Consider the following 26,713-nt stretch of genomic DNA (forward strand, 5'->3'; position numbering starts at 1 on the left):
TTTGGCAAAATGGATCAGATAGCCATATCCATTATTCTTTTGATATGATCTTCATTTGTTTCGACTCCCACTTGGGTACAAAGATATTTATTTAGTCTAAGGAATTCTGGGATCATACCTCTCAACGTTTTAATAATTTCATCTGAATTACGGCCACAACCCCAACTTTCTAAAAGGGATAATTTCTTTTCATCTAATTTACTTCTTTTGCCCTCGATTTTCGACCAAACTCCATAGGGCCCATCTATATGTTCTTCCATTTCCATATACCAACCGGCCACAACCAGCCACCGTACCCCATCAAGATTAGATAGTGCATAAAATATTTCTTCCCTCATAACAGCTCGGTAAATTTCATGGACAAAAGCAAGAAGCTTTCCTCTCCAATGCTCAACTTCATCTGCTGAAGGTTTATAAACTTGCTTTGCTGATTCCTCAACAATATGGCCCATAATATGAAAGGGATCATAAATGACTTCAGCCTCTTTTAACCAGATGGAAGGTACCATTTCCTCAGGTGAGTGATACCAGCTATCCACTTTCACAAAGGTATCATAATGAGTGACGACATACGGTGAAGAAGGATGGTAGTCTTCATGAAATGAAACATTTCCCCAGTTATTGGCTCTACTCCTTTTTCCCTTTAAAAAATCTGCTTTCCGTTCAGAAATAACAATGGTGTGCAAATCTATATCAGAGTAATGATCATAGTTTCCTTTTGCTAATGAACCGGCTAGGTAAATAGCTAAAACATCAGGATCTGCTGATAAATCCTTAAATGCCTTTTTCAAAAGAATATCGCGTTGTTTCGGTAAAAATATATCTCTTTCTTTATGTTTACTGACAAATCCCGCACACAGAAACCATCTCCTTTTTTTGTAAAACCTTTAAAGTAATATATTCGTGCATCAGGAAAAAAAACCTTCCACTTAACAGGCTTATAAATAAACAGCTTCTGAAAACTTTTTTGGTTTTTATTAGTTTCTTGGCCAGAGGTCAAGTCCCCCCTTCACCTTGCATAGGCTGTTTGTAAAAATTTTCTTACCTGGAACAGTTTTCAATTTTACAACCAGCTTTCTTTAGCGTGGAATAGCCCCTATCCACGTTCTTCCCTCTGTGATATTATTTTGAATATTAAGATAGAGGGAGGCGCCATTCCATGTTTCTTGCAAATACACCTGAACCACCCTATTACGCTTGTATTTTCACTTCTCAAAGAAACGATAAAGACGCTACAAGCTATAATTCAACCGCTGATTTCATGGACGAACTTGCCGCCCAACAAGATGGCTATTTAGGAGTCGAAAGCGTAAGAGATCAAAACGGAGTAGGAATTACCGTATCCTATTGGAAATCCCTAGATGCCATTAAGCTTTGGAAAGAAAATGCTGCTCACAAAAAAGCACAAGAAAAAGGTATGAAAGATTGGTACTCGTCATACACAACCCGAATTTGCAAGGTTGAAAGAGACTATACAAGCAAGTAAGCAAACAAAGACATCATGTACATAGATGTTGTGTTTATGAATTTTCAGCTATAGAAAAAGACCGCTTTTTTTCTCATATCGATGAGATTTCCGCCCGTTTTGCTGTAGGAGATTGAACAGGCGAAGTAACACCTTTGATAGCTCTTGGGTGTTTTTTTGTATAGTTTGGAATAGAAGAAGAAAATAGTCTTTAATCATATATATGGCTTTATACTCACTAAGCTCTCGTTTTTTCTTCATGAGGAGCAATTGGCGCATTTGAAACATGATAGAAGAACAGAGTAGAATGGCAATCAATTGTCCATACAAATGGCACTCCCATCTTTCTGGTTTTATCTTTTTACACTGATGAATTTGAAAGAATGATTTCCATGTTTTAAATAAAATTTCGATTTGCCAACGTAAAGAGTACCAATCATGTACTTGTCCCATCGGGACAATATCTGTAGGGGTGTTTGTCATATATACATTGATACCACTGAGTCGTTTACTACGAGGAGAATACTTCATTCCTTTCTTTTTTTCTCTTACAGCTTGATCTTGTAATCGTTTTTGTTGTTGTTCTTTTGTTAGCCGATGAACAATCACACGAGTTGGTACTTTATCAGTCATTCCTACATAAGCGTCGGATATCTCGCATGTTTGTCCTGGTTGAAGTGAGTTCATTAAGACCTCCATATCTATCTGTATATACTCTGTACCTTTCTTGATTCTTCCATCTTGAAAATAATCAGGATTGGGATTTTTTTGATAAATACGAGTATTTGATTTAATACGAGAGATATAGTAAGCCTTTTTATCTTGTATATGTTGAAGATCTTTCAAGTGAAAATAACCTAAATCACGGATACATAAATCATTCGCTGTCACAGTTGGGACACACAGAGAACCATAGGTTCGATCATGTTGTTTACCTGGACCTGTATGAATATGTAGGAACTGTCCGCTTAATAGATCATACTCAAGCTGAATCTTCACCCCGGCTGTATGACTGCATCCTCCTGCACCTGGATAAACAGATGAAAATACATCGGGAAGTTGAAATGCAGTTGAATCTAGGATACGAATGCGCTTAAAAATAGAAGTGTATGGAGAAGAGAGCAGCTTAGTTGAAGATAACTTTTGGTTGAGAAGTTCAGCTAACACCTGTTGTAGAAATTGCACGGCTGTGGCATTAAATCGTTGATTCAGTCCCTCAGGACTGATAAGTACTTCTGTTGATGCTTCTAAACAACTACATAACTGGGTTAAAGAGGTTTTAGCGACATTTTGACTCATCCATACACATAAAGCAACTAAATCTTTTGCTTGGTACTTACTGGTTCGTTGTACAAAACTAACATCTCTAGCAAGATCCCGTAAGGTATTTGGAGATAAAAAACTTTGAATCTCTTGAGCAAATAGTTGTAATTCGTCAGACACAGAAACAGACATAAAAAACGCCATCCTTTCCTATGATTCTACAGAAAGAATAGCGTATTTTTTCATTTTAGGCGGCATTTTTTTTACTAGCTTGATAGCGATGTGGTAGGGCCCTGTATTTGACTCTTTTTCTACACCTAGATATTCTAGTGTTCGTACTAACATAAGTGCAGCCTGTTGACGTGTGAGTGTGCCATACGGGTTAAACTTAGTAGCTGAAACACCTCGGATAATTCCTGCATCGTATAGGGCTTGTACATCATAATACCGGCTGCGAACGTATTTACACCGAGAAAATGAGTGGAGCAAAAGATGATCGCCCAGAACTGGTATGCTAGCTGTTCTTGCAGAGTTTGAGCGTGATATTATTCGTGGAAAGCCTCTTTGTAAAGATAATGCGTAAATACAAACAAAACCAGCAAAACACCTTTTCTGTGTCGTACTGGTTTTGTTGAAGTCCATCTTGAATTGTAGCTAGTTCAACGTGATTGCAAATTCCGAGTTCGGCGCTCCAGCAAATACAACCGTTCCGTTCTTCGGCAGTTTTACTTTGTTATTGCCGCTCACAATGGTAAAATCGACGCATACTCCCTTCTCATCATACACCGCGAACGAACCCTTCGATGGCAACGTCACGGTCATCGTTTTCTCGGCTGCCGATTGCGGGATCGTAAACCATTTCGCATGCCCATTTGCTTGCAGCGTAACTTTAGATGATTGCCCTACATCAAGTGGTTTTACGTTAGTTCCACTTACGTATAACAACCCGGCCATCTCCATAAATTCATTGCCGCCTTCTGTATAGAAATGGGTTTCCGTCGTATCACGACCATTCATCACGGGGATCTGGAGCTGATGCGCCGCGGTGTCCGGACCTGTAATTTTTCTGCCATCCCAATAGCCTTCCAGGCCTTCCTTGCGAGTAATCTGTGTGGTAATAAGTTTCGGTTGTACGAGATATTCAATAGAACTAAATTTCTCGTTCACAAGATAGAACTTGACACCTTCCCGCTTTGCCCATGCAGCAGCGGTTTTCTTCGATAGCACGTTTTCTTCTAGTTTCTCAGCTAAATAGTGAGTCATCACACTTTGCCCTAAGCTTGGCTGCGATTTATATGTGCTCTCCCTCAAATAAGTTCTTCCATTCTTCTCGGTCACGAAGTTGAGCTTGGAAGTACCCTTCTCATTAATAAAGCTTCCATCCGCAGTATATACATATTTTTCTTCTCGATTAGATGGTAAGAACAGTTCTCCATTCTTCGAAATTTCAATTTTGAAATGAGTTTCGCTATTGCCATAAAAGCCCGCTTTCTTTGTCACATCTTGAGGCATCTTGACCTTGACCGGCTTGCCAAAGGATTTGTTCGGCTTGATGTCCTTAATAGTACCGTTCTCTTTAAGCACGGCGAGCAGCAATTCAGTCGCCATCAGTTGATTTGTAGAACTCCGTCCACCGGATGACAACACAACTGCTGCCATTTTCTGTTCCGGAAGCACGACCAGTATAGCATGTTGCAGTGCCGTGTCGCCGCCCTTAGCCAAAGCTTTTATCCCATATTCACTGAATGGGTATAGTTTCACACTATCCCAGCCAAGACCATAGTTAAAAATATTATCTCCATCCCCCGGCCACATCCCTTTTTTATATTCCTCTTGCTCCATTGCCTTGACTACTTTATCAGAGAGGATCCCTTTTCCCTGTCCCATAAATAGTTGTGAGAATCTTACCATATCTTCTGCCGTGGAAGAGATCCCTCCCGTACCAATCACATTCACTGCTTCAATTGGAAGCTGCCCTTGGTACGCCGGAAAATAAAGTCCAGCCCGCTTCTCGTCTCTCCATTTGTCCTGCGGCGTTTTTGTATGATTCATCTTTAAAGGTTCTGTAAGCCGTTGATGTAGAAATTCTGTAAAGCTCATACCGCTGACTCTTTCCACTAAAATTTCGGCCAGTGTAAAGCCATCGTTGCAGTATACCGAGAACGAGCCTGGGTCCGCTTTCAGGCTCTGGTTCGACAATTGCTGCAACAAGGTATCATGGGCATAGGTATCATTATCGTTAAATAAAAATGCATTACTTAACGTGGAACCTTGCAAGCCAGAGGAGTGATTCAACAACATACGCGGCGTAATGCGTTTGTACCGCTCATCTTTCATCTTAAAATCAGGAACATAGTTGACGACAGGAGCATCCAAATCGACTTTTCCTTCGTCGACTAATTTCATTACGGCCGCTGTTGCATACATTTTACTGACTGAACCAATCCCGTATAGAGTATCTTTGGTTAACGGCTGTTCCCCTTCCATATCGTTCTTGCCAGCCTGCCCTGACAAAATAAGTTTGCCATTATCAATTAGCGCATACTGCACGCTAGTCGCCCCATGGGACTTCGTGAGTAGCGCAGCCTTCTCTGCTGCAATCTTCTTCAGTTCTTGGCTAGCTACTTCTTCGATAGTTACAACTCTAGTCTTACTGTCAGAAAATGCTTTCGCCCCTGTTGGTAGGATCATAGTTAGCGCTAATATAGCGGCTAACACACCAGTTAGCTTATTTTTCATGAGGAAATTGCCTCCTTAGATAAGTGATCGATTTCATCATTTATTTGTTTAGCTATGAGAATATGATAAAATTTATCCGTTCTTCCTTTTGACCTACTTGCTAAATTCAGCAAGTAAAATATTTTTAAAAGGATTAGGACTGTCAGCGCTACCCAAACTGTTCCAATTGACAGCCAACGTATGCTTGCCTCCAAGTGTACCCCCAACAAGAGTAGTAAACCCTAGAATGCCACCTGTGTGTCCCCATATCGAGACACCGTTCGGAAGCTTAGTTTCATAGATTCCAAGACCATATCCATCGATTCCTTCTTTTCCTGTAGGGACTGTAGTAAGCATTTGTTTTAGTTGTTGTTCTTTCAGTAATTTGCCACCGAGCAAGTAAGAGAAGAATTTGTTTAAGTCGTCAGCAGTAGAAATCATATCTCCAGCAGAGCTACCTGCACTTGGGTTATAATAAGTAACGTCTTTTAGCTCACTTGTTCCGTCTAGTTGGACATATCCACGGGCATGGTTGGTGCCTGGAATAACGCTTGAATTGCCAGGTAGGAATGTATTCGACAATTCAAGTGGTTCAATAATCCGATTTTCAATCTCTTCCGCATAGCTGTTTCTAGTTACTTTTTCAATAAGAATACCCAGTAATACGTATCCTGTGTTTGAATAAGACCACCCCTCTCCTGGGTCAAAGTCTGGAGGCAGAGAAACCCCCATCTTCACTAACTCTTCAGCCGTATACGATTTTTTTGTATCCGTAAAATCAGCGTCTTTTGACCTTGAGTATTCAGCGATACCACTTGTATGGTTCAATATCTGCCGGATGGTAATCTGGTTACCATCATATCCATTTCCTTGAATGGCACCAGGCAACCATTTTTCAATGGAGTCGTCTAGATTCAGGCGGTTCTCTCCAGCTAATTGAAGTACAACTGTTGCGGTGAACGTCTTCGTCACACTACCAATGCGAAAGCGAAAATCTGTTTTCATTGGTTTTTTGGTTCTCAGATCCGCTATCCCAGCGGCATAACCCCACGTTTTTCCACGCTCAGAAGTTTTAGCAAGTATCCCCGGGTATCCAAATTGCAATGTATCCCGCATTGCTTCCTTGACGGAATTACGATCTCGTTGGTTGCTTGTTTGTAATGAACTAGATACATTTTGAGTGGGCTCTGCTTTTACAATTGAGGTTGGCGTTGTATATAACAGGGAACTTCCAGCTATTAAAAGGGCCAGACTTGCAAATGTAATTTGCCTACGTATTTTCATAAGGCATTCCTCTCCTCTATTAATATTGTATAGGTGGTTGTTTACTGTTCCTTACCTCCTGACAAGGCTTAGGGAAAAGGCCCTCACTCATATAGATTAAAGCCCCAGTACAAAGGTATCTATCAATATCAACAATTTGAGCCATTTAAATCTACACCCCTTCTATAACAAAATTATTTAAAGGTATGAAAGCATATTATGTATCCTTAGTTATTGCTAGATTAACGCAACATGAGACATACCCCCAACCCATATTTTACCTTATTTATCCATAATATGCATTAAGAAAGAATGTAAATTCGAATCATTTCCGTACCCAAACTATTGATCGTCTTTTTCACCAATTATAATTAGATATTTAGAATTTTATTTTAAAAAACTGTAAAAAAAATAACCAATCCCTTAACATATAGGAAGCGGTTGAAAAATGTGTCTAAACGTACAATTTTCTTTTTTTGATATGGTGACCCTATCGCCAGCAAGCTAAGGTTTTGAAGTACCCCCTAAATGAAAATTTTCTTTCTCTACAGTTAGTTATTTTGAGAAGTAAGCTCATTTTTTTGTTTTGGGGGTGTTTACTTTTCTTAAGTTGATGGCAATGGGGTACCACCACATCGCTATCAAGTTTAAATTTTATAATGCCCCCAAAACGAAAAATTTGTGCCATTTATAGAAAGAAGTTCATTTTTATCGTTTTGGGGATACTTCAAAATATTAAGTTGATGGTGGTGCTAGCCCTAAATAAATCTTAGATACTAGTACTAATTAGTCTGTTCATTTTGCTTAACCAATACAGAGAATCATATTAACTCTTCTCGACAAAATATATAATATCCTCCACGAGCCATACGTACATCTGCACTATACAATGTATCTTCTAAATAAAAAGTAATCGGTTTTGTTTTACTTTCAAACCTTAATTTCTCCTTAGACTGTATAGCATAGGTTTCAACAGCTGAACAGATCGTTTTAACAGATGGATAATGAAGAGAATCATCTAGTTCAATATTAAAGCTTTTTCTTAATAGTTTTTTTAAAAATCTTTGCTTTTTCATCCTAATCTACTCCCCCTTCATCCTTAATATAAATCAATATTCTAAATCATCCATATTATACCATGAAGTAACCCCTTGTTTTTGAGTGTAAGTGCTGGCAGGGGATTTGGTTAGCCTCCAGGAACTTAACGTAATTGAATATAGAAAAGTGGATTACTTGGATTGATAGGAATGGGGTCTCACCACATCGCTATAAAGCTAATGTTTTGCACTATCTATAAAGCAAAAAATACGCTATTCTTTCTGTAGAATCATAGGAAAGGATGGCGTTTTTTATGTCTGTTTCTGTGTCTGACGAATTACAACTATTTGCTCAAGAGATTCAAAGTTTTTTATCTCCAAATACCTTACGGGATCTTGCTAGAGATGCTGGTTTTGTACAACGAGCCAGTAAGTACCAAGCAAAAGATTTAGTCGCTTTATGTGTATGGGTGAACCAAAATGTAGCTATGACTTCTTTAACTCAGTTATCTAGCTGTTTAGAAGCATCAACAGAAGTACTCATCAGCCCTGAGGGCTTGAATCAACGATTTAATAAAGCGGCTGTACAATTTTTACAACATCTATTAGCTGAACTACTAAACCAAAAACTGACCTCATCTATGCCGATTTCTTCTTCATATCCTTCTATTTTCAAGCGTATTCGTATTTTAGATTCAACTGTATTTCAACTTCCGGATATATTTTCATCAATTTACCCTGGTGCGGGAGGATGCAGCCATATAGCGGGAGTTAAGATACAGCTTGAGTATGATTTATTAAGTGGACAATTCCTTCATATTCATACAGGTCCAGGTAAACAACATGATCGAACCTACGGTTCCCTGTGTGTCCCAACTGTAACAGCGAATGATTTATGCATCCGAGATTTAGGTTATTTTCATTTGAAAGATCTTCAACATATACAAGATAAAAAGGCTTATTTTATATCACGTATCAAATCGAATACACGTATTTATCAAAAAAATCCAAACCCTGATTATTTTCAAGATGGCAGAATTAAAAAGGGGACAGAGTATATCCAAATAGATATGGAGGTTTTAATGAACTCTCTTCATCCAGGACAATCAGGGGAAATATCCAACGCTTATGTAGGAATGACTGATAAAGTCCCAACTCGTGTGATTGTTCATCGACTAACAAAAGAACAACAACAAAAACGATTACACGATCAAACGGTAAGAGAAAAAAAGAAAGGAATGAAGTATTCTGCTCGTAGTAAACGACTTAGCGGTATCAATGTATATATGACAAATACCCCTATAGATCTTGTCCCGATGGGACAAGTACATGATTGGTATTCTTTACGTTGGCAAATCGAGATTTTATTTAAAACATGGAAATCATTCTTTCATATTCATCATTGTAAAAAGATAAAACGAGAGCGATTGGAATGCCATTTGTATGGGCAACTAATTGCCATTCTACTTTGTTCTTCTACCATGTTTCAAATGCGACAATTACTTCTTATGAAAAAGAAACGAGAACTGAGTGAATATAAGGCCATATATATGATTAAAGATTACTTTTTTCTTCTTTTCCAATCGATACAAAAAGACACCCAAGAGTTATCAAAGGTGTTACTTCGCCTGTTCAATCTTCTACAACAAAACGGGCGAAAATCTCATCGATATGAGAAGAAAACAGTCTTTGATATATTAGGTGTCGTTTACAATTGTACTATGTCTGATAATCAAGCGGCTTAATTCAAAAAAGGAAACCCGTTAGGGTTTATTTCGTATGCAAATCTTTAACTTCTCTACGCATAGACTTTAGAAAAAAGAAACAGCTTCTACTATAATTGATGTTGTATGATCTTAGCTTGATAGCGATGGGGTACCACCAGCAAAACGCGAATTTACAACGCTAAGGAGATTTGTGTAAAAATAACCGGTTTTCACCACGGTAAGGGTGTAACCGGTACTTATTACTATTATTGGTTGATCAACGGACGTAATGATTCTAAGGTAGTAACCCTTTTTTGATCAAATCAATACTCTAAAAGTTATATTTTGTTAACTTTGTTTCGCTATTTTATCTCTAATCTCCGCAATGGATAAGCCAGATTTCTTTAAGCTTTTAATAGTCTCAACTCTTTCCACTGCTGCATCTCGAGGGTAACGACGTGTTAAATTTTCATCTAATTGTTCAAATGGAATTAAATTAGCTTCGGTATAATATTTTAATGTACTGTATCTCAAATCAGTTATTCTAGCCAGTTCACCGATAGATATATACTCAGATTTCAAAATATCTTCTAATGAACGTCTCCTTGACACTTAAATCCCCCCTTATGAACCTGCAGAAGCAGAAGCAATGATTGTAGTAATTGTGTGTGATATAGCATCAATCATTGCAAAAATTTCTTTGTTAGCCGTATCATTGCGAAGCATAGATAATTTATCGTTAAGGTCTTTTTCCTCAAATTTACTGAAATAGTTCTTCAAAATACGACTGCCTATTAACAAACTTGAAAGAACAACTGTATCGGTTGAAACTGGTCCCTCTTCTAATAATTCTGCACGAATTTGCTCTACAATTAGTTTTTTGGCACCTTCACTAGGTATAAAGTGGTTGGAATGTCCTAATAAGCCAGTATTTGTTTTGGAGACCAAATCCAATTCAACTAAAGAATCACCGACTGCGTTGAATAATTCCTTGAATAAATTTCGTTTAGTAACTATTCCCCTTGCTAATTTTTTCAGGGGTATTGAATTATCTTCGGAAATCATATTATAAATTGAACCCAAATACCCTTTATTACTTGGTAAATCTTGTTTTACTGTCACTTGATTCTCCGACAACGAAACAATATCTTCTGCTGCAAGTTCTAAAATGCCACTTGCAACCATAAAAGCACGAATCCTCATACTACCAATAGCAGCAACACTGCCTTTATCATTTAGTGCTAATAATAAATATTTTTGCGAAATTTCCATATCTTTCATAAAAAACACCTCTCAATAGTTTTAGTCCAATTCAATAATGTAACTTACCGTTTACTACACACTACTTACTACTTACTACTTAAGATTTAAATTATGGCATTTTATTTCTTTTAGTGTCAAGTAAATTAATATTTGGGAGCAAATCATTTTTTCACGATTTTTGAGTTAGCCCCTTCTTTCATTAGGCTTAGTGACAGGGTTCTTGCTGTAGACCGCAAAGTAAATTAGGAGAAATAATAAAACACCCCTATTTTTTTATTTCTTTAAGCTTCCTTCTATTGACTGCCCTATATAAGGAGCCTTGAGATATTCCAGTTGCTGAGACTATCTCCTTTATAGAATATTCAACAGTAAGCTTTTCTTTATCCAACTTGGGTCTACCTAATGGTTTTTGGTAATGGTATGAATTAGCATGGTAATAGGTTATTCAGCAATCGAGCCATATTGAGCTTATATGGGCTTACTAAAATTTAATTTCGATAAAATAATAAAAGAAGTGCTAATTTATTAGTCCTTCTTTTATTATTTTTGATTCCAATTATGCTTGACTTTTTGTACGGACGTACTAAAATTAGTACATGCGTACAAATGATAAGATGAATAATCAAGAAAATCGTTCTTTTATTGAAGAAACTAGACGTGCCCAAATTGTTGACTGTGCAATTAAAGTAATTGCTACAAAGGGTTTTGTGAATGCTTCTATATCGGAGATTGCTAAGGAAGCTGGAATTAGTAAAGGGGTGATTTCTTATCATTTTTCCAGCAAAGATGAACTGATACAGCAGGTTGTAATAGAAGTTTATCATGCAGGTGCAATCTTTATGGAATCTCATATGAAAGGAAAAAGCACTGCAAAAGACATTTTAAAAGCTTATATTGAATCGAATTTGAAATTCATGGATGATAACCACCAAAATATTATTGCTGTGACAGAGATTTTGGCCAATGCCCGCACGAAAGAAGGAAAGCGCCTCTTTGATGTGACAGCAAATGAGCAGATATTAGCACCGATTATTCAGCTTTTACATCAAGGGCAACAAGATGGCAGTTTTAGAACTTTAAATGCTTTTTCTGCAAAGGTATTAGCAATCACTATTCGTGATGCTATTGATGGCGTTGGATTACAGTTAGCTCTGGATTCTGATTTGGATCTCGAATCCTACACAAAGGAATTGATAACACTGTTTGATTTAGCAACTCGAAAATAAAATTAATTGTCCTTCAGCGGAATCTAAATTTGAAGAAAGAAGTGTTTTTATGCAAAGTAATAATAAATCAATTGATAATGCTATTGGTCAGGTAATCAAATTACAAATTTTCTTTTTTGCGATGAGTATTCTGCTTTTAGTACTGGATTTTATATTTCGAGACAACATTAATGGATATGTATGGCTGCGTTCGGGGGGACTTGCCATTCTTTCACTGGTTTATATAGGATTTGGTTTTAAGTTAAAGGAAAGAAAACGATCAGCGTATATACGTGTTATGATTATATCTATTGCGGGTGCTTTTGGTATTTATGCATTAGCAATTGGTGGTGGGGATGTATATCCATTATGGATGCGGTTAGAACAAGGGATACAAGGGTTATTGTTAATTATGATAATCATTATTCTTACACGTCCCAAAAATCGAATCTATTTTGCTAAGGAACAGAAATAAGAGATTAAAAGGCAAGCAAATAGTTTTGAAGTATACCGCAATCGGAAGCTTTTCTGAAGGAAGGATCAGGATCTGATACATCGTGACTATATTTCAAAGCTACATTAGATAATGTTTAATAAACATTTGCAACATTGGATTGATTATTGGAGCTCAATGAGCCATAAGTAGTGATGACATTATTTAGTTGTAATTCTTCAAATTTAACTTTTGAATAATACATTAAATTCGTAGTATGATAACGTTAATTCCAATAGATTTTTCTTTTGATTGATTGTTTAAAGTAACTCCATCTGGAGTTCTTTTTTTATTGCACCTCATAATGTATTGATGTTATAGGGAGGATTACACAATATGAATTTTATGTCCATCGAACATTAAATAATCACTACCCATTAGATAGTGGTTATAAAAAAAAGGGATAGTTATTTGTTCGTTTTACTTAACCATTTTTTAACCTCTTTCTGCATTTGTTCATCTAAATCAGCACCATTTCCCTTATCTTTCAATACCTGTTTTGAATATTTACTAGGAAACAAATCTTCAAGTGAGTCTATGAATTCTCCACCTTCTTCTGGTTTTTTATATTCTTTTAATACATATCCATTTTCATCTTTTGCTAACTTAATACGTGCAGGATATGAAATTCCAGCTTGAACTTCTGTCCCAGTTGATTTGTTATACCCTTCATATAAGGTGTATATATAGATGCTAATCACGCCATCCTTTTCATCTGCACCATATATTTTATGTGCTTCAAATTGCTTATCTGTAACGGATAAAGTATCTTTGTTTTGTTCCATTATGGTATCTGAAACGATTTGTTCCATTTCTTTAGTAATCGTTACTTTACTACTGGTGGAATTAGAACATCCTATAAGCAGTATGGAAAAAGTTAAAAAAACGATCATAATCAAACACCGATTAAATAGATATTTCAATTGAAAACCTCCTGATATCTTAATAATAATCTCCGAAAAAATATACAAATTCATCATAATATTTTTTTACACTAATGCTAATAATTTGAAGTATTCATTTTTTATAATAGGTTAGGAGTATATCCAATAAACTATACTAGGGATACGTAAAATGCCTTTTTTGGTGAGATTACGATATTTTACTTGCAGAATTATTTGCTAGTTCAATACGTGTTCGTATAAACGACATGGCAATCAAACAAAAGCCAACTATCGCCCCTTAAACAAGAAAAAATTTATTTTCTTTGAATTTTGGACAGGATGGTTTTTTTCTTTATGGTTAAACCACTAGTGAATTTTAATATTAATATATTCTAACGAGGTGTATATCTAAATATATAATTCTTATAGATTTTTAGAAGTATTAGGGGTACCTCCACATCGCTATCAAGCTAAGATTTTAAAGTACCCCCTAAATGGAAAATTTGTGTTTTTTATTTCACAAACTCAAAGTAAAATAGCCCATATAGCCACATATTCGCTCATATTCTCTATAGAATCTCATCTATTATGAAATAGACAAAGCCTCGCCTATCCTCCCTTCTACACTGATATTTCCAAAACAACTTTTGCACCGCACAGCTTTTCTGAATTACTTAAGTGAATATTTCCACCATGCTGCTTTACAAAGTTTTTCGTAATATATAGTCCGATTCCATGATGATGTTTTGAGTTTCTACTTTTATCGCCTCTAAAAAATTGCTCTGTAGCTGAACTCATTTCTTCCTTTGTAAATCCTCTTCCTGCATCCTCGATAATGAACTGGACCTTACTATTACTAGTTTCAACTGTGAACAGCAAATCACCATTTACAGGGGAATATTCAATGGCATTCATCATCACATTCATAATGGCCCTTTTTAAAGCAACCTCATCAGCATAAATAAAATTCGGTATATCCTTAACCTCTTTCATTACATGTAACTGTTTGTCCAAAGCACAAATTGCACTTTCTTCTATTAGATTATCAATAAATTTTTGAAGCTCTATTTGCTTAAATTGAAGTGGAGTAACTTCCTCACATTTCGTAATGTCGAGCAAAGATTTCATATACATCTCCATTTCAGCAACACTTTTCAAAATATGCTTATTACATTTCCCCTGATCCGAATCCAGCATGAATTCATTTAACAGCTCGGCATTCCCTCTCAATATCGTTAATGGCGTTTTGACATCATGTGCTAAAGCAGCAATCTGTTCTCTTCTATTCGTTTCCATCTCCCACTGTTTACGTAAGGAATCGTTCAGTTCATCTTTCATTTTTACTAAGGAATCTAATATTTCATTCACTTCTATTATTCTAGATTGCTCTACTTGAAAATCTAAATCTTCTTTTTGAATTTTATCCGTTACCTTTTTCAAAATCAGCAGTTCTTTTGACAACGATTTGCCAAAAGAACGAGATAGAAATAACACTTCTGCTACAAATAATAGAATAAAAGAGAAAATCAAAGAAATGTCCGGGATTGGTAAATACTTCTGCAACACAGGATTTTTATAACTCGTATGCAAAGTATATAAAACGACACAAATATCTTTATTTCGTTTTATAACTGCATAGTAGTATCCATCGTCACCTATTTCGTTGTTCTGTACGTTATCCCATATTTTCCTCGCATCATTTTTATGAATATTCCCTTGAATGATGTTTCCTGAAAAGTCATACACAGCATATTTATATTGTTTTAAAATCCGATCATCGCCCTGTTCTGCTTTTACTATGGCGTCTCTTTGCGATTCAATCTGTTTCTCATAATAATTTGCCGGAAGAATCATCCCCGTGTTAACTCCAATACTGAACAAGCTAAGATAAAAAATGACTAAAGCAATTGTCCCTATTGAAAATGCGAAAATATACCGTATAAAAATTTTGCGAAGATTTATTTGTTTTTTTACCTTTTCCATTTATATCCGATTCCCCACACTGTTTCTATTTGATTCATGCCATACTTAGATAATTTATAGCGAATATTTTTAATATGTTCCACAATGACTTGATTGTCACTGTCGCCATCATATCCAAAAACATTTTCATAAATCTTTTCTCTTGAAAATACTTGACCGTGATTCAGAGCTAAATATTCACAAATTCCATACTCGCTTTTCGTAAACGGGATAACTGTATCGTCATACCTTACTTCTTTACATGATAGATTAAATGTAAGACCTGACAGAAAAAAGGCATTTTGCTTTTCCCTATGTTCACGTCTTACATGTGCTGACACTCTTGCACGCAGTTCACCAATTCCAAAAGGTTTTGTAATATAATCATCTCCGCCAAGACTAAGCCCTGTGATCAGATCCTTTTCCATTGTTTTAGCAGTTAGAAAGACAATAGGACTATCTACCAAGTTTCGGATCTCCTGACAGAGTGTAAATCCATCTACTTCCGGCATCATGACATCTAATAGAATTAAATCATAATGACAAAATTTGTTCTTTGAAATTGTAAGAGGATTACTAACGGCAGTTACCTCATGTCCTTCTTTCTCTAAAGCGCTTTTTATAATATAAAGAATGCCTTCTTCATCATCAATTGCTAATATTTTTGCCATACAGGTCCCCTCCTCCACCTTCCATTATAATGATGTTTTTACAAAATGTGTTTATATTTCTTTGCGCCCTTCATAAAAGGAAAACCATATAAGTGACATAACAAACGCAATGATCGTTAAGCAAATACACATAACTACTCCCATTTGAGTATCTACTTGTAAAGCATGAAACGAATCTGGATTCAATCTGTATGCAAAGAAACTACTACTCAATCTCATCCCCCACGCACACGGAATGTATTTCCAAATCACATCCCCCAGTCCGGTAAGCATTAAAGCTGCCAGTAAACTTTCTATAATGCCAATCCCAATGGAAGCACCTTTACTAAAGCGAAAGCTTAGGAACAGATGAAATAGATACATAAAGATTTGACATCCAAAAAGGACGAAAGAAATCTCAGCATAGACAGACAGTGGAAATTCATTCTGCCCTAGCACAAAATGAAAACCTGCTGCAAACCCAAAGACTGCCAATACATTAGAACAAAATCCGCATATTAGCAGTAAACAAAGTTTACTAATAAATGCTTTCCGCCTTCCGTATTCTGTTGATAAAAGTTCTTTAAAATTCCCGGCCAACGCTTCCTGTTCCACAACAAAAGAACATACAACACTAATTAAGAGCGGAAAAGCTATTGATAATACTTGTATATAGCCTGGAACCTTACTCATAGAATCAAGTTTTGAAAAGGAGTAATAACTTAAAAACAGAACAATCCCGATAATTGGCATCGCTATGTGTATCCAGAAAAAAATCGTACTCTTCATCTTGAGAAAATCAGCTCTTAATACCCTTGGTAAAACTCCCATTTTAGTTTGCCTCCTGCTTTTCAAACCATTTTGTTGTCATATAAGTGAACAAAAGGAACAACACTACCGAAATGACCACCCCTGGCAGTATAACAGAATAGGAAAGAAGTTCTGGCGTAAACGTTACACTCTCTGGTTTTGCATACAAACCATTCGGTAGTATTTTTACAATCGGAATCATGAGTCTGCTTGGATATGTGAATGGATTCATCCACCACATACTTTTTGTTGCAAATAGAATTCCTAAAAATACATTTGCTCCCATATTTAATAGAATTGTCGGAAATAGACCTATCTTGTTACCTAAAAACAAACATATAGGAATTTGCCACATAAAAGTAACGATCAAAACAATGCTTCCTAATAACACATTCATCACAGGAATGATTTGGAAATTCTCTTTATTTACTATTAAACTAGATAACTGTATGCCACAGAAAAAAATCATGCAGGAACAGATCAAAATTCCTAAAACCAATAATATTTTAGAAATCCATACTTGTTTTAATGAAATGGGTAAAGATAAAATAGCCCGATTATTCATTTTTTTATCCTTCTCGGCAAGAAGTACACAACTTAAAGAAAGCATTCCAGGAAGAATAGTAGTGTACCACCAGTTGTAACTAGATAGTTGAAAATAATCCCCCGATAATAAAAAAGCAAGCAGCATCGGAGCTAATGGAGCTAGCCAGATAAGTTTATTTAAAAAAGTATGTCTGATTTTGATTTTTTCAGATACAAGATATGGAATCACTTCTTATGCCTCCCTTCTATATTTTCCCGCCACTTGTATAAATAAGCTTTCCAAATCAGTGTTCTTATTCAATTCTCCTTGATACCCCAATATACCGTTCGATATAATCCCAACATGATTTGCAACCTGGCTTACTTCGCTTAAAATATGACTGGATAAAATGACAGTAATTCCTTTTCTAGGGAAAGAAAGAATCAATTCTCTTAATTCCTGTATGCCAAAAGGATCCAGTCCATTCATTGGTTCGTCTAATATTAGAAGGTTCGGATGATTCAGTAATGCAATGGCAATTCCCAATCGCTGCTTCATTCCCATCGAAAATTTCCCTGCCTTTTTCTTACCTGTATTCTCTAGCTCTACAACACGCAATACCTCATCAATTCTTGACTTTGGCAATCCTAAAGCAGTCGTACGAACGAGCAAATTTTCTCTTGCTGTTAAATTTTCATAAAGCGGAGGTGACTCAATTAAAGCACCAATAGAATGTAAATCGTGCCGCGTCCATCTATGACCATCAAAATGAATCTCACCAGAAGTAGGCGTAAGCATGCCCGTTATTATTTTCAAAGTGGTCGATTTCCCTGCTCCATTAGGACCTAACAATCCATAGATTGAATGTTTCGGTACAGAAAGCGAAATATTTTGTATCACACTTTGCTTTTGAAATGTTTTGCAAAGATTTTTTGTTTCTAACATAATCTCATTCATTCTAATCTTCCTCCTCGTATATTATGAGTATAGAATAAACGACAATTATAAGGATTCTATAAGGAAAATGAAAAAACAATAGGACAAAGAAAAAGCGCTTTTTGTATAAAGTTAAAAAAGTTGTTTCTGTAGAATCATAGGAAAGGATGGCGTTTTCGTATGTCTATTTCTATATCTGATGAATTACAATTATTTGCTCAAGAGATTGAAAGGTTTTTATCTCCAAATGCCTTACAGAATCTTGCTAGAGATGTTGGGTTTGTTCAGCGAATGAGTAAGTACCAAGCAAAGGATTTAATCGCTTTATGTGTGTGGATGAGTCAAAAAATTGCTATGACTTCTTTAACTCAGCTATCTAGCTGTTAGAAGCATCAACCGAAGTGCTTATCAGTCCTGAGGGACTGAATCAACGATTTAACCAGGCAGCTGTTCACTTTTTACAACAGATATTAGCCAAACTACTAAACCAAAAATTAGCTTCATCTATATCGTTTTCTTCTCCCTATACTTCTGTTTTTAAACGTATTCGTATTTTAGATTCCACTACATTTCAACTACCTGATTCCTTTTCAAGCGTTTATCCAGGTGCAGGAGGATGCAGCCATACAGCGGGATTAAAAATTCAATTGGAGTATGATCTATTAAGTGGACAGTTTTTACATATTCATACAGGTCCAGGAAAACAACATGATCGAACCTATGGTTCTCTGTGTGTTCCAACCGTGAAAGAAAATGATTTATGTATTCGGGATTTAGGCTATTTTCATCTGAAAGATCTTCAACATATACAAGATAAAAAGGCTTACTATATCTCTCGTATTAAATCAAATACACGTATTTATCAAAAAAATCCTAATCCTGATTATTATAAAAATGGAAAACTAAAGAAGAAAACAGAATATAAACAGATAGATATGGAGGCATTAATGAATTCTCTTCAACCAGGGCAAACATACGAAATATCTAATGCTTATGTAGGAATGATTGATAAAGTGCCAGCTCGTGTAATTGTTCATCGACTTACAGAAGAACAGCAACAAAAACGATTACAAGATCAGACTGTAAGAGAAAAAAAGAAGGGAACAAAGTATTCTGCTCGTAGTAAACGACTTAGCGGTATCAATGTATATATGACAAATACCCCTACAGATATTGTCCCGATGGGACAATATCTGTAGGGGTATTCTTTACGTTGGCAAATCGAGATTTTATTTAAAACATGGAAATCATTTTTTCATATTCATCATTGTAAAAAGATAAAACGAGAACGATTGGAATGCCATTTGTATGGACAACTGATTGCCATTCTACTCTGTTCTTCTATCATGTTTCAAATGCGGCAATTACTTCTTATGAAAAAGAAATGAGTGAATATAAGGCCATATATATGATTAAAGATTATTTTCTTCTTCTTTTCCAAGCTATACAGAAAGACACCCAAGAGCTATCAAAAATTCTAATTCGCATGTTCAACCTACTACAGCAAAACGGGCGGAAATCTCATAGGTACGAGAAGAAAACAGTCTTTGATATATTAGGTGTCGTTTACAATTGTACCATGTCTGATGATCAAGCGGCTTAAATCAAAAAAATGAAACCCATTAGGGTTTATTTCGTATGCAAATCTTTAAATTCTCTACACGTAGCCTTTAGAAAAAAGAAAAAACCTTACTATAATTGACTTTGTATGAGCTTAGCTTGATAGCGATGGGGTACCTCCACATGCCCATCAAGCCGAGGTCCCCCCAAAACCAATAAAACGAGCTATAGGTTACAAGAAAGTCCAAAATTTCGTTCTGGGGGTGCTCCAAAACTTTACCTTGATGGGCATGGGGTTCCCACCAGAAAAACGAACGTTAAGGGAATTCAGGTTTAAAAATTGCCATTTTTCCCAACGATAAGGATGTAATGTCATAAAGCTTACTTTTTGACACATAGAATGATAGCTCTAATCTGCATGTCAGAAGGTGAATGATCTCATTTGATATATGTCATTTCTTTAAAGTACTTTTTGAAATGACTTTTCTATCCTTAACCGGGTACGGTAAGAATTCGTTACTTTTGGAACCACAGAGGTAAAAATGGCATAGAAGATGGCTTATCCGTCATTTTTAAATGGGATTGGCATAAAATATCCTGTAAATCCATCAGTTAACGATAAAGAAAAGTGAAGAGAACTTCATTAATAGCTCAAATCACTATTGTCTGTAGTGAATGGCTTAAAAAAGAAATACTTGCCTCACCCCTTATATACAAGCGTGATGGTTTATATTGGAAAAAGATGAGAATGGTATTGTATCATGAAAAGAGATTGATTGATTTATATATTATTGAAAAGGGGAATGAAAGTTGATGAATGTATTAATGATAAACATTCCAGCTGAGGGGCATGTTAATCCAACTCTTGGTGTAGTAAAAGCTTTAATTGATCGTGGAGATTCTGTTCATTACGTAACCACTGAAGAATTTAGAGAGAGAATTGAAGGTTTGGGTGCGAATGTATATCTTCATCCAAATCATTTAAAGGGATTAACACCTCAAAAAGTCACTAGTATCCATGAATTTATGCAAGTCAAATTAAAACTTTCCTATGATATTTTGGCTGTTGTTCAAGAATTAGCTGATTCCATTCCATTTGATTATGTGTATCATGATACGTTTGGTGCGGGACTGCTTGTCAAAGACTATTTAAACATTCCTTCTATCTCTTCATCATCTTCCTTCGCTATTCCTCAGGAGCAATTCCTGAAAATGCTAGAAAGTAGCAGGGGTCTTCCTCTAAATCCATCGCCGGAAATGGAGAAAGAAAATTCGACTATAACGGAACGGATCCAGGAACGTTTCGGTGTGAAGGTAAAGCACCACTTCCAATTTATGATGAATACTTCCGATTTGAATATTGTCTATACAAGCAGAGAATTTCAACCAGGTGGAGAATATATGGATGATTCATATGTATTTATCGGTCCTTCCATCACGAAACGGGTGCAAACACATGATTTTCCGTTAGAGGAATTGAAAGACCAGAAAGTACTGTATATTTCAATGGGTACCATATTGCAAGGATTTGAATCTTTCTTTCAAACCTGTGTAGAGGCTTTTAGAAACTTTGAGGGGAAAGTCATATTTTCAGTGGGCATGGCTACTGATTTAGCCAAGCTGCAGCATTTGCCGGAAAACTTCATTGTACGTAGATATTTACCGCAACTTGAAGTTTTAAAGCATACGGACGTCTTCATTACTCATGGAGGAATGAATAGTACGAGCGAGGCTCTCTATTATGAAGTGCCCCTTGTCGTCATCCCCCAGACCTCAGATCAGCCTATGATCGCTAATCGATTAGAGGAACTTCAAGCCGGGTTTAGAATTGATCCACATGAAGTAAGCATAGAAAAGCTACAAGAATCCGTTCAACAGGTATTGTCCAATCCTGCTTATCGGGAAAATGCTAAGAAGTTGAGCAATAGCTTTAAAAAAGCAGGTGGAGCAAAAGAAGCTCTAAGATCTATAGATGAGTACTTAAAAAAGGTACGTTCGGGTATCTTCTAAGGCATATAAGGGGTACAGTCACATGCCCATCAACCTAAGTTAAAACAATACCTTTTAAAATAAAAAAAGCGCTATGCTTATCGTAAATAGTTTACGAAAAAGGATAGTGTTTTTTTTATGAATCCTATCAACTTCAGTGAACTGACACTTTTTGCACAAGAATTACAACGTTTTCTATCCCCATTAGCATTCCTGTAGATCGTTAAATATCAGGTTTGAAAAAAATAGAGCCCCTCAGTAAGATATGAGTATAGAGTCCAATCTAACTCAAAATCTTAAGGAGGAAGCACTACTATGAATTTTAAAATGCAAAACAAACAAAATCAACTAATTGAGAGAATTACGGATCAACATCTAGTTGTTGGTGTGGATATTGCCCAACATGTACACGTGGCCCGTGCTGTAAACTATCGAGGCATTGTGGTCGGGAAACCTTTGTCTTTTGAAAATAACGAAGAGGGTTTTACTAGCTTACTAAACTGGATCAAGGAACTAAAACACCTGAAAAACTTAGACACCACGATAGTCGGAATGGAACCTACCGGTCATTATTGGATAAACCTTTCAAAGTGGCTAGTCAAACAAAACATGGATGTCGTCACGGTCAATCCTTACCATGTCAAAAGAAACAAAGAAAATCGTGATAATACGCAATCCAAAAGTGATAAAAAAGATGCCCTTGTCATCGCTGATATGGTGAAGAATGGCTACTATGCCTTCGTTCGTTCCACTTCAGAATCATTTGAAAAACTTCGTGTCCTTATGGCTAACCGAGATGTGATCGTTAAGCGTCTTGTTAGCTCCATCAACCAAATTAATCGCTGGGTGGATGTTGTCTTTCCCGAACTCCGGGAAGTGTTTAAAGACGTATCATGTAAAGGGGCAATCGCAACCCTACGCCTCTTTCCTACCCCAGCTGAATTATGTTCCTTACAGCCTCAAGATATCGTAACCGGGTGGAAATCATGTATGAAGCGACATTCGGGGCATCAAAAAGCCCATTCCCTGCTTGCGTTGGCCAAGCGTTCAATTGGTACGAAACAAGCCCTTGATGCGTATAAACTTCACTTGGAACAAGTTATTAGAGAAATATGATCTCGCTTCATCCCAACTCGAAAGAGTGACGCAAGAAGTCACAAACGTCTTGGAAAAGATCCCATTCGTTAAGCAAATACTTGCCATTAAAGGAATCAGTGAGATTTCACTGGCGGGCATCTTAGGCGAAGCTGGAGATCTGAGTGGGTTCGCTCACGGGAATGCGCTCCTTCGTCATGCAGGATTGCATCTCGCTGAGGCCAGCTCTGGGAAGTGGAAAGGCCAAATTGTTCTTTCCAAACGTGGAAGATCACGTCTACGGCGTTACCTCTTCCTTGCGACCATGAGTCTGGTGATGAATAACCCTGAGTTTAAAGCCCTACACTCAAACAACGTTAAAGTGAAGAAGATGAAGAAAATGAAATCCATCATGAAACTATGTGGAAAACTCGCCCGTGTCCTAGTAGGGATTGCTCGTAATGGCTCTGCCTATAAACCGGAAATGGTCTTCCCTCTTGAACAACTAGCAGCGTAAATTTACATTCACATTGTTTTTACGAAAGTTGGCTTATTCGTAGGATTTCAAAGAAAGCACGAAGTACTGGATATATAGAACAAAAGGGCAATGACCCGTTCCGTTAGCAAAACCGGCCTCCACCCCTTGGATAGGCATGACGAAGGAATGAAAGGGCATAGGATTATGACCCGTTGAGACATGGGAGGGAAAGCCTCCAGGGGCAGCGTGGAGAATGCGTGCAGAATATGTAATAATATGGTATTTTTAACAGAACCCCTATTTCAATCTGCCCTTATCTTATCAAAACGGTCCTATCTCTTTCGTTCATCTAAAGCAACCTATACCATGTGGTTTGAAATCCTGCGAATAAGCGAGTATTCGTGAGCATTATCTATTAAACTGAGGGAGTCCTAATGGAAGGGTGATATTCATTAGTTTATCTTTCTCTATTCATTTGTCTTCTTAAAAATTCTCTTCGTCTTATTTCGTTTCTACCTGTATTTTCTTTATCGTTATCTATATTTTCTTTGCTGGAATCTTCATTTGTTAGCTTTTGTTCGTTTATTTTATCATTATTTAACTTTTCCAAGAGTTGATTTTCTATCTGATTTACATTAGGTAGGGTTGGCATGATCTTTATGCCTCGATCTATTAAACTCTTTATTCTTGAAGCTTTATTTTCGACGATTTGGATATCCTTTTGATTTACTAATCTATAAGGATTTCTGTTAACAGTATATTCTTGCTGAATATAATCTTTAGTTGCCGGGAACATATCTTGTATAACAAAGACTTGTTTTCTATGGCCAACATCACATATATGAGCTATATCACAAGGTCTACCTTGTGTTTCTCTAATTATTCTTAAGACCTTCTCGATCCTGGAGGATAGGGGTATAAACCATAAAATTTCTTTATTATCACCTTCAAATACAAAATAATTCGGCCGAGATTCACCTTTATTTATCTTTCAAATTTGGATCTGGTTAATCTTCAAAATATTTATCTTTAATTGTGTTTATATAATGTTTATTTGGATTCATTGTTTTCACCACATTTTCCAGAGCAAAAAAAAGAAGCTAGAGAATTAAAAATTCTCTAGCAAAATTCTCTAGCTTCTTTTATAACTCAGTATACTTACAGGCCCCGATTTTATTAATCGCAGCCGGGGTTTGCGATCCCTTCTTCTTAGTCGTCATTAGGAAGAACGACTCCTTTTTTATTCGTCGCTTAAGGAATAGCGACAAACCTACCATCTTTAATATACCCAATATTATATAATTTAACTCAAAAAATGTCAAAAAAATTACCGTTCTAATTGCTTTTGTTTATATATTCTCATTTTTGATTCTTCTCGATTTTTAACTGTCAATTTTAATTGTTCGTTCCAATCCTTACCTTTTGTCGGCAATTCTGAAGTACCATCCTTTTTTTAAATTTCTAATAAACTTAATTTTTCACCAAAAGCTTTTCCACCCTTATCATTATCCACACATAGTGAAACACTCTCTGGTGTATCCTTTAATTGCTCTTTTGCTTTTAATACATAATTATAAACAGTATTATGCTTCAAACCCTCCATGCTGATTAACCAGGTTTCTTTTAGTTCTTTTTTATTTAAGGTTGCATGACTAAGTAAATCTATAGAAGATTCAAAAAAATTCCAAGTGTTTTGGGTCTCCATTTTTTACATTAAATCCATAATTAGCAGTGGAATTTTTTTGAACGCTTCCAGGTTCCTCTTTTGAATTTTTCGGATTGAATGGTACCTTGTTCGCTGCAACCCATTATATTTTCGTAATCTTTCCAAAGAAAAAGTATGTTATTATATTTGTCTTGTTTTATTGCTCCTTTTTCATGTAGGTCATCTACTAGTTCAGCATCAATTTTCCTTTCATTTATTAAGTAATCTCTCGCTTTATCGAATTCATCAACATCTTTTTCAGGAGAATATTCATAAGGAACACTTATAAACTCTACAGTTTTATTGTTTTGATAATCGTGATTTTCATCAAGCAGCTTATTCATAGCTCCCATAAAATTTGTATCATCAACTTCTTGAACAAAATTGATGACATTTCCACCTTTCCCCTTACAATTCCAATAAAAAACATTCTTTCTTCTGTCTATAACACAACTATCATGCTCTACTAATCGGTAATATCTTTCATTATCACTTTGTACATCAATGTTATTTTGATCACAATATTCAACAATATCTATTGCTTCAGCTTTTTTTATATCTTCTTTGTATACATAAAATCCCCTCCTATTTATTACAGACCTATAAGCGATTTAGCTTGATTTATTAAATTTTCTAAATCTACGGTTAGATTAAAACCTGTAAAAGAAGCGAAACTAAAATCTAATGTTTTTATTTGTAGTATCAAAATTAATACGCTCTATTCAGCGAGATCAACTGGTACCAGCGAACCTTTTGGTTCGAAAAATGGATGCCGCCATTGACTTCTCATTTATATATGACTCGGTGAAAGATATGTATTCAAAGGGAATTTCAAAAGGGGTTCGGAATGTTTTAATTCCGAACCCCTTTTGTCTACAAACTGAAGACCGCTTTTTAGCGATCTTCAGTTTGTTATAAGGAAATGTCATTAAGTTCTTCTTTTATGAGTGAGTACATATATAAATCATCGAATTTGCCACAAGTATATTCATAATGCCTCAGCAATCCTTCTCTTCTGAATCCTTGTTTTTCCACTAGTTTATAGGATGCGCGATTAGCAGGTTCAATTAAAGCTTCTATCCTTTCCAGTTGAAAGTGGCGATAACCATACTTTACAACGGCCTCCAATGCTTCACTTGCAATGCCTTTTCCCCAATGATCTTTATTTAATTCATATCCAATTTCAGCTCGATGATGTTTGGTGACCATATTCAGAAAACCGCAACTGCCTATTACCTTACCGGATTCTTTTAATGTAATTCCCCATCTAATACCTGTACCTTCTTTGAATATAGATTCATACCACTTAATTTCATCCCATACTTCATCTTCTGATTGGCATGGATATAACCCCATTGGCTTCACGACATCTGTATCAGATAGGTATGTAAACATATCTCCAGTATCCTCTATTGTAACTTTCCTTAAAATCAATCGGCGTGTTTCAATAAGCGGAAATACTTTTTCCATCCAAATCCCCTCCCCCCAAAGTCCCTTTTTCCATTCTTTACTATTTCAATCATTACTTAATTAAGGCCGATAATCAACTCTTTATTGGTAAGAATTATTGAATCCTCGTTAATGTTAATAGTAAAAAGGCGTTCTACTTTTGTAGAAACGCCTTAATATACCATTTACTTGATTCAATTATTTATAAATCAATTTCTGTTACTGCTGAAATCATTAAGAACATTGGCCTTCGATTTTTATCTTTCATTTCAAGAAC

The 26,713-nt window shown here is 36.1% G+C and carries 21 protein-coding genes and 4 pseudogenes; 7 read left to right on the forward strand and 18 right to left on the reverse strand.

All coding sequences use genetic code 11. The features are described 5' to 3' along the window. Positions 1 to 14: 14 nt before the first annotated feature. Entirely contained in the window at positions 15 to 791 is a 777-nt protein-coding gene (locus ACQKKK_RS21740) for an aminoglycoside 6-adenylyltransferase (RefSeq protein WP_427619026.1), read from the reverse strand. A 368-nt stretch (positions 792 to 1,159) separates the two neighbouring features. On the opposite strand from ACQKKK_RS21740, the gene ACQKKK_RS21745 reads away from it, so the two are divergent. Next, entirely contained in the window at positions 1,160 to 1,486 is a 327-nt protein-coding gene (locus tag ACQKKK_RS21745; RefSeq protein ID WP_125162436.1) for an antibiotic biosynthesis monooxygenase family protein, read from the forward strand. 48 nt (positions 1,487 to 1,534) lie between these two features. Here the strand turns inward: ACQKKK_RS21745 and ACQKKK_RS21750 are convergent, their stop codons facing one another. From ACQKKK_RS21750 to ACQKKK_RS21770, 5 genes are all read right to left on the reverse strand, one after another. After that, positions 1,535 to 2,920 (reverse strand): IS4 family transposase, encoded by a 1,386-nt coding sequence (locus tag ACQKKK_RS21750; RefSeq protein ID WP_427619028.1) that lies wholly within the window; start codon positions 2,918 to 2,920, stop codon positions 1,535 to 1,537. An 18-nt stretch (positions 2,921 to 2,938) separates the two neighbouring features. After that, on the reverse strand, positions 2,939 to 3,370 hold the full coding sequence (locus tag ACQKKK_RS21755) for an S-layer homology domain-containing protein (RefSeq protein ID WP_427619030.1): 432 nt from the start codon (positions 3,368 to 3,370) through the stop codon (positions 2,939 to 2,941). Between the two features lie 12 nt (positions 3,371 to 3,382). Continuing rightward, positions 3,383 to 5,467, reverse strand: a complete 2,085-nt coding sequence (locus tag ACQKKK_RS21760) for a serine hydrolase domain-containing protein (RefSeq protein WP_427619032.1) — start codon at positions 5,465 to 5,467, stop codon at positions 3,383 to 3,385. Between the two features lie 93 nt (positions 5,468 to 5,560). Continuing rightward, positions 5,561 to 6,730, reverse strand: a complete 1,170-nt coding sequence (locus ACQKKK_RS21765; protein WP_427619034.1) for a serine hydrolase domain-containing protein — start codon at positions 6,728 to 6,730, stop codon at positions 5,561 to 5,563. Between the two features lie 800 nt (positions 6,731 to 7,530). Then, positions 7,531 to 7,785, reverse strand: coding sequence for a DUF4318 domain-containing protein (locus ACQKKK_RS21770; RefSeq protein WP_427619036.1), 255 nt, complete (start codon positions 7,783 to 7,785; stop codon positions 7,531 to 7,533). A gap of 275 nt (positions 7,786 to 8,060) precedes the next feature. Between ACQKKK_RS21770 and ACQKKK_RS21775 the strand changes: the two genes are divergently transcribed. Continuing rightward, positions 8,061 to 9,491 carry an IS4 family transposase gene (locus ACQKKK_RS21775; RefSeq protein WP_427619038.1) on the forward strand — a complete coding sequence of 477 codons (1,431 nt, stop codon included), beginning with the start codon at positions 8,061 to 8,063 and terminating at the stop codon, positions 9,489 to 9,491. A 309-nt stretch (positions 9,492 to 9,800) separates the two neighbouring features. On the opposite strand, the gene ACQKKK_RS21780 is transcribed toward ACQKKK_RS21775, so the two are convergent. The 3 genes and pseudogenes from ACQKKK_RS21780 to ACQKKK_RS21790 form a co-directional block, all read right to left on the reverse strand. Then, positions 9,801 to 10,064 (reverse strand): MerR family transcriptional regulator, encoded by a 264-nt coding sequence (locus ACQKKK_RS21780; protein WP_427619040.1) that lies wholly within the window; start codon positions 10,062 to 10,064, stop codon positions 9,801 to 9,803. Between the two features lie 12 nt (positions 10,065 to 10,076). Then, positions 10,077 to 10,733 carry a GPP34 family phosphoprotein gene (locus ACQKKK_RS21785; RefSeq protein ID WP_427619042.1) on the reverse strand — a complete coding sequence of 219 codons (657 nt, stop codon included), beginning with the start codon at positions 10,731 to 10,733 and terminating at the stop codon, positions 10,077 to 10,079. A gap of 247 nt (positions 10,734 to 10,980) precedes the next feature. Further along, a pseudogene (locus tag ACQKKK_RS21790) lies at positions 10,981 to 11,124 on the reverse strand (recombinase family protein); the annotation flags it as partial. A 205-nt stretch (positions 11,125 to 11,329) separates the two neighbouring features. Between ACQKKK_RS21790 and ACQKKK_RS21795 the strand changes: the two are divergent. Both ACQKKK_RS21795 and ACQKKK_RS21800 read left to right on the forward strand, forming a co-directional pair. Further along, positions 11,330 to 11,941, forward strand: coding sequence for a TetR/AcrR family transcriptional regulator (locus ACQKKK_RS21795; protein ID WP_427619044.1), 612 nt, complete (start codon positions 11,330 to 11,332; stop codon positions 11,939 to 11,941). 49 nt (positions 11,942 to 11,990) lie between these two features. Then, positions 11,991 to 12,395, forward strand: a complete 405-nt coding sequence (locus tag ACQKKK_RS21800; RefSeq protein ID WP_427619046.1) for a hypothetical protein — start codon at positions 11,991 to 11,993, stop codon at positions 12,393 to 12,395. A 425-nt stretch (positions 12,396 to 12,820) separates the two neighbouring features. Here ACQKKK_RS21800 and ACQKKK_RS21805 read toward each other — a convergent pair whose 3' ends face one another. The 6 genes from ACQKKK_RS21805 to ACQKKK_RS21830 form a co-directional block, all read right to left on the reverse strand. After that, entirely contained in the window at positions 12,821 to 13,336 is a 516-nt protein-coding gene (locus ACQKKK_RS21805; protein WP_427619047.1) for a hypothetical protein, read from the reverse strand. A gap of 582 nt (positions 13,337 to 13,918) precedes the next feature. Beyond that, the gene (locus ACQKKK_RS21810; protein ID WP_427619049.1) at positions 13,919 to 15,280 is read right to left on the reverse strand and encodes a sensor histidine kinase; all 1,362 of its coding nucleotides are present in this window, start codon (positions 15,278 to 15,280) and stop codon (positions 13,919 to 13,921) included. Next, positions 15,268 to 15,930, reverse strand: a complete 663-nt coding sequence (locus ACQKKK_RS21815; protein ID WP_427619050.1) for a response regulator transcription factor — start codon at positions 15,928 to 15,930, stop codon at positions 15,268 to 15,270. Before ACQKKK_RS21815 ends, ACQKKK_RS21810 begins: the two co-directional genes overlap by 13 nt. 51 nt (positions 15,931 to 15,981) lie before the next feature. After that, positions 15,982 to 16,740: a lantibiotic immunity ABC transporter MutG family permease subunit gene (locus ACQKKK_RS21820; RefSeq protein WP_427619052.1), complete on the reverse strand. Its 759-nt coding sequence runs from the start codon at positions 16,738 to 16,740 to the stop codon at positions 15,982 to 15,984. Position 16,741: 1 nt separating this feature from the next. After that, entirely contained in the window at positions 16,742 to 17,494 is a 753-nt protein-coding gene (locus tag ACQKKK_RS21825; protein ID WP_427619053.1) for a lantibiotic immunity ABC transporter MutE/EpiE family permease subunit, read from the reverse strand. 3 nt (positions 17,495 to 17,497) lie between these two features. After that, positions 17,498 to 18,202, reverse strand: coding sequence for a lantibiotic protection ABC transporter ATP-binding protein (locus ACQKKK_RS21830; protein WP_427619055.1), 705 nt, complete (start codon positions 18,200 to 18,202; stop codon positions 17,498 to 17,500). Positions 18,203 to 18,361: 159 nt separating this feature from the next. On the opposite strand from ACQKKK_RS21830, the pseudogene ACQKKK_RS21835 reads away from it, so the two are divergent. The 3 genes and pseudogenes from ACQKKK_RS21835 to ACQKKK_RS21845 all read left to right on the forward strand — a co-directional run bounded on the left by ACQKKK_RS21835 (position 18,362) and on the right by ACQKKK_RS21845 (position 23,321). After that, a pseudogene (locus tag ACQKKK_RS21835) lies at positions 18,362 to 19,784 on the forward strand (IS4 family transposase). A gap of 770 nt (positions 19,785 to 20,554) precedes the next feature. Further along, positions 20,555 to 21,751, forward strand: a complete 1,197-nt coding sequence (locus tag ACQKKK_RS21840) for a macrolide family glycosyltransferase (RefSeq protein WP_427619078.1) — start codon at positions 20,555 to 20,557, stop codon at positions 21,749 to 21,751. A 294-nt stretch (positions 21,752 to 22,045) separates the two neighbouring features. Then, a pseudogene (locus tag ACQKKK_RS21845) lies at positions 22,046 to 23,321 on the forward strand (IS110 family transposase). A gap of 418 nt (positions 23,322 to 23,739) precedes the next feature. Here the strand turns inward: ACQKKK_RS21845 and cptIN are convergent. From cptIN to ACQKKK_RS21860, 3 genes and pseudogenes are all read right to left on the reverse strand, one after another. Further along, positions 23,740 to 24,270 carry a type III toxin-antitoxin system CptIN family toxin gene (gene cptIN, locus ACQKKK_RS21850; protein WP_427619080.1) on the reverse strand — a complete coding sequence of 177 codons (531 nt, stop codon included), beginning with the start codon at positions 24,268 to 24,270 and terminating at the stop codon, positions 23,740 to 23,742. Between the two features lie 339 nt (positions 24,271 to 24,609). Next, positions 24,610 to 25,580: pseudogene (locus ACQKKK_RS21855) on the reverse strand (DUF3991 domain-containing protein). Positions 25,581 to 25,899: 319 nt separating this feature from the next. Continuing rightward, positions 25,900 to 26,457, reverse strand: a complete 558-nt coding sequence (locus ACQKKK_RS21860; RefSeq protein ID WP_427619057.1) for a GNAT family N-acetyltransferase — start codon at positions 26,455 to 26,457, stop codon at positions 25,900 to 25,902. Between the last annotated feature and the right edge of the window lie 256 nt (positions 26,458 to 26,713).

Origin of the sequence: Peribacillus sp. NPDC006672 (assembly GCF_050274955.1) — a bacterium.
Classification (GTDB): Bacteria; Bacillota; Bacilli; order Bacillales; family DSM-1321; genus Peribacillus.